This is a genomic window from Rhizobium sp. SEMIA 4085 (genome assembly GCF_013004495.1).
GTDB lineage: Bacteria > Pseudomonadota > Alphaproteobacteria > Rhizobiales > Rhizobiaceae > Rhizobium > Rhizobium gallicum.
This window is the reverse complement of sequence record NZ_JABEPH010000439.1, coordinates 1-4,288: the sequence shown is the minus strand read 5'-3', so window position 1 is coordinate 4,288 and position 4,288 is coordinate 1. Positions and strand designations below refer to the sequence as shown.

Annotated in this window: 4 protein-coding genes and 1 pseudogene; 2 read left to right on the top strand and 3 right to left on the bottom strand. The window is 61.7% G+C overall.

Going from position 1 to position 4,288, the window contains the following annotated elements:
• Positions 1-795, bottom strand: a 795-nt coding sequence (locus C9413_RS28555) for an alpha/beta hydrolase (protein ID WP_170251239.1), incomplete at its 3' end; no start/stop codon positions are given.
• Between the two features lie 45 nt (positions 796-840).
• On the opposite strand from C9413_RS28555, the gene C9413_RS28550 reads away from it, so the two are divergent.
• A complete protein-coding gene (locus C9413_RS28550; RefSeq protein ID WP_039845075.1) occupies positions 841-1,308 on the top strand; it encodes a MarR family winged helix-turn-helix transcriptional regulator in 468 nt (155 codons plus the stop codon).
• A gap of 2 nt (positions 1,309-1,310) precedes the next feature.
• On the opposite strand, the gene C9413_RS28545 is transcribed toward C9413_RS28550, so the two are convergent.
• Entirely contained in the window at positions 1,311-2,501 is a 1,191-nt protein-coding gene (locus tag C9413_RS28545; protein WP_039845076.1) for a low temperature requirement protein A, read from the bottom strand.
• A 27-nt stretch (positions 2,502-2,528) separates the two neighbouring features.
• A complete protein-coding gene (locus C9413_RS28540) occupies positions 2,529-2,903 on the bottom strand; it encodes a DUF971 domain-containing protein (protein WP_039845077.1) in 375 nt (124 codons plus the stop codon).
• A 133-nt stretch (positions 2,904-3,036) separates the two neighbouring features.
• On the opposite strand from C9413_RS28540, the pseudogene moaA reads away from it, so the two are divergent.
• Positions 3,037-4,080, top strand: a pseudogene (gene moaA / locus C9413_RS28535) (GTP 3',8-cyclase MoaA); the annotation flags it as partial.
• Between the last annotated feature and the right edge of the window lie 208 nt (positions 4,081-4,288).

Genomic DNA, 4,288 nt, shown 5'->3' with positions numbered 1-4,288 from the left:
GCTCCTGCCCGAGGCGGCGTAGCGCCGCGCATGATTAGCGCTGACTTCCTTGTCGTCTTCCGCGTGGATCACCAGCATCGGGCGCGCCATTGTTGCAGCCGCCTCCCCCGCATCGAAATCCTCCAGTCTCCGGCCGGTCAGCCGATGCACCTCACCCTCAAGCGCCGCCTGCGCCGCCTTATCGAGGCCGACCATCCTGCCGAAGCCGGCAAACAGCCATTTCATCTCGCTCGGCGAGCCGATCGTGACGATCTTTCCGGCCGACAGCGCTTCGATTTCAGGCAGCAGGCCGGCGGCCGAAACCATCAGGGCCGCGCCGCCGAAGGAATGGCCGACTGTCGCGTCGAATGGCCCGAACCGCACCTCGGCTGCGGCGATCGTCTCTACGGCAAGCCCCATATGCAGAAAGCGTCCGCCTGCGCGCCCGTGGCCCGGAAAATCGACGCCGATCACCTCCGCGCCGCTTGCGGCAAGCGCACCGATCAGATCGGTCATGTATTCCATGCTCGACCCCCAGCCGTGCGTCACAAGGTAACGCTGCCGCCTGCCGGCAGCACCGCCGTTGATCCGGTAGGCATGCGCCCGCCGTCCACCCACAAGGCGAAACTCGATTCGCTCCGCCGATTGCAGGAAAGCCCGGCCTGCCGCATGCGCCGCTCTGGCCTTTGCGCCCTTTGGCTTTGCGGACGGCGTCAGGCAGAACAGCCGGAACGCCGTCTTGCCCGCAAGAAGCGGTGAAACCGCCTGCAACAGCGAAAATCCGAGGCGGGTGACCTTCAGTGCAAAGTTTGGCATAGTGGGAATCCAATAATGTTCAACACTGAACAATAAAGTACAACGATGAACAAAAAACAATCCCTTCCTTGGGATCATCCGCGTTTTCGCAGCTGGATCGCCGTCGCCCGCGCCTGCCAGTTGATGCAGCAATCCTTGGGCCGATCGCTGGCAGAGCTCGATATCAAGACCCCGCATCTCGATATTCTGATCAATCTTTATCGCTTCGAGGGCATCTCGCAGCAGGAGCTTGCCCGCAAGCTCCTCGTCGGCCGCTCCAATATGAGCATGCTGCTGCCACAGATGGAAAAACGCGGCCTGATTAAGCGCTGCGGCGACGACAAGGACAAGCGCGTGCTGCGGCTCTATCTGACACCCGAGGGCCGCAGCCTCACCGAGCGCGCCATGGTGATCCAGACCGACCTGATCGAGCGGGTGCTGTCCCCCGAGCCGATAGAGCAGTGCATGGCCATGGCAAGCTCGATGGAACGGATCATCGGCGTGCTGCAGCAGGATCTGCGCGACGAGGATTGATGTCAGTGCAGCGTGCGCCCGGCCGGCCGCCCGGCAAGCGATCTGTATTCCCATGCGGCAACGACGATCAACACCAGCGTCGCCAGAATGCCCATCACATAGACTTCGAGCACCGGTGCCAGGAACGCCAAAAGGACCAGCAGCACAAGACCCGCGATATGCGAAAGCGGCGCTCGCCCGCTCGTCGCGCCCTTGAACCAGAGATTGCCAACAAGGAAAAGGCCCGAGCCACCGAGGATCGCAGCCATCACGCCGACATCGCCCTTGTCGTGGGGATGCGAGAACATGAACTCGACGGCCACCGCATGCACGATGATGCCGGCGAGAATCGGAATATGCGCATAGGTGAAAGCCTGCCGCGCAAGGCGGCCCGGCGTCTCGTCATGCTCGATCCGGTGTGCGGCCCGCTGATGCCCGAACCGGAAATAGAGCCACCACATCGCGACCGTTCCAACAAAGCCCGTGACGAAAACGGCGGTCGTCAGACCGGAAAACGGCAGTTCCGAAAAGGTGCGGCCGGAAACGAGGATCGCTTCGCCGAGGCAGATGATGATAAACAGCGCGCAACGCTCCGCCATGTGGGCGCCCGAGACATCCCAGTCCGCCGCCGTCGACTTGCCCAGCCCCGGCACGAAGAAACCTGAGGCCGGACCCGCATAATCGATGAGGAGCGCAATAATCCATGTAATCAACCGCCCCTCATGCTCCAGAAAACCGCCGGCGATCCAGAAAACGCCGGCAACCGCAAGCCATGTGCTGATGCGGATGAAGTTCAAATAGTTCGAGCGGCCGGCATCCTTCATCGCATAGAGCGCAAAAAACGACCGTCCGACCTGCATCAGCACGTAGGCCGCCGCAAAAAGCAGTCCCTTGTCGCCGAAAGCTTCGGGAATCGAAGCCGAAAGCACCAATCCGAGCAGCATCAGAGCAACGAGCATGCCGCGCACCGGCATCTTTTCGGGATCGAGCCAGTTCGTTACCCAGGCCGTAAAGACCCAGACCCACCAGACGGCGAAGGTCATCAGCGCCGCTTCGACAGCGCCAAGCAGCGTGTAGTGGGCCGCCAGCGCGTGGGAAAGCTGTGAAATGGAAAAGACGAACACCAGGTCGAAGAAGAGTTCGAGAAAGCTGACCTTGCTGTCGGCCGGACTTCCCTTCGAACGCAGCCAGTTTTTACCTGTGGTTCCCGCCATTTCCCCCCCCTTATGGCTGTTGATCGCTCAGCGCGGCTTTTCCGCGACCTCGCGGCTCATGCCCTTCTCGCCGAGTTCCTTCTCGTATTCCGCAAAAAGCTCCTCGCCACGCTCGCCGAGCTCGCGCAGATAGACCCAGGTGAAGATGCCCGTATCGTGCATGTCGTCGAAGCCGATGCGCACGGCATAATTGCCGGTCGGCGTCATAGAGATGATCGCGACGTTGCGCTTGCCGGGAACCGTCAACTTCTGCCCCGGCCCATGGCCCTGCACTTCTGCCGAGGGCGAAAGCACACGTAACATTTCGGCCGAAATATCAAAGCTCTGGCCGTCGTTGAAGGTCACGGTCAGACGCTGCCGGTCCTTCGAGACACGCAGTTCAGTGGGCCAGATATCGCTCATCGCTCCCTCCAATTGTCACAGAGCAGTAGGCAATCGAGCATTTCGAGGCAAGCTCAATTTACCGTGCGTCCCCCGCCTTTCCCTTGACGGTGCAGCCACATCTGTCCACATTACCATGACGACGGAGATATTGGTGAACAGCAACGTTGGAACGATAGCAAGCGCATCGCCCTTAGTGGCAGATGCAGCCTCGATGATCGACCCCTTTGGACGGGCGGTCACTTATCTGCGCGTCTCCGGCACCGACCGCTGCGATTTCCGCTGCACCTACTGCATGGCGGAAAACATGACATTCCTGCCGAAGAAGGACCTTCTGACGCTTGAAGAGCTGAACCGGCTCTGTTCGGCCTTCATCGCCAAGGGCGTGCGCAAGATCAGGCTGACCGGCGGCGAGCCGCTGGTGCGCAAGAACATCATGTTCCTCGTGCGCGAGCTCGGAAAGCGGATCGGCTCCGGCCTCGAGGAACTGACGCTGACGACCAACGGCTCCCAGCTTGCCCGCCATGCAGAGGAACTCTACGACTGCGGCGTGCGCCGCATCAACGTCTCGCTTGATACGCTCGACCCCGACAAGTTCCGCAAGATCACCCGCTGGGGCGATTTCGCCAAGGTCATGGAAGGGATCGACGCGGCGCAGAACGCCGGCTTGAAGATCAAGCTCAATGCGGTCGCCCTCAAGGATTTCAACCAAGCCGAGATACCGCACATGCTGCGTTTCGCCCATGGCCGGGGCATGGATCTCACAGTCATCGAAACCATGCCGATGGGCGAGATCGACGAGGACAGAACCGACCAGTATCTGCCGCTCTCCGAGCTTCGCGCCGATCTCGAACGTGAGTTCACGCTAACCGATATCGGCTACAAGACCGGCGGTCCGGCACGCTATGTAGAAGTCGCCGAAACCGCCGGCCGTCTCGGCTTCATAACGCCGATGACGCATAATTTCTGCGAAAGCTGCAACCGCGTCCGGCTCACCTGCACCGGCACGCTCTATATGTGTCTCGGCCAGAACGATGCCGCCGATCTCCGCTCTGCATTGCGCGCCACGGACGACGACGACCTTGTCTACGCCGCAATCGACGAAGCGATCACCCGCAAGCCGAAAGGCCACGACTTCATCATTGACCGCACCCACAACCGCCCAGCGGTCTCCCGCCACATGAGTGTCACCGGCGGGGGAGCACCTCCCATTTCGGGGCTCCAAGAGCGCCCGGCGGGTCCCCCATCGGGAGCAGGTGCGGATGCGCGGGGGACGGGAGGGTGGGGTTATTCGCCGCCGAGGGGTTGGGTGGCGGGTTTTGCGGGCGGTGTTTCTGGGGGCGAGTCGGGGGGTGCGGGGTGGGGGTGGGGAGCAGCGGCGGCGTGTGGGGATTTGGGGGATGTTG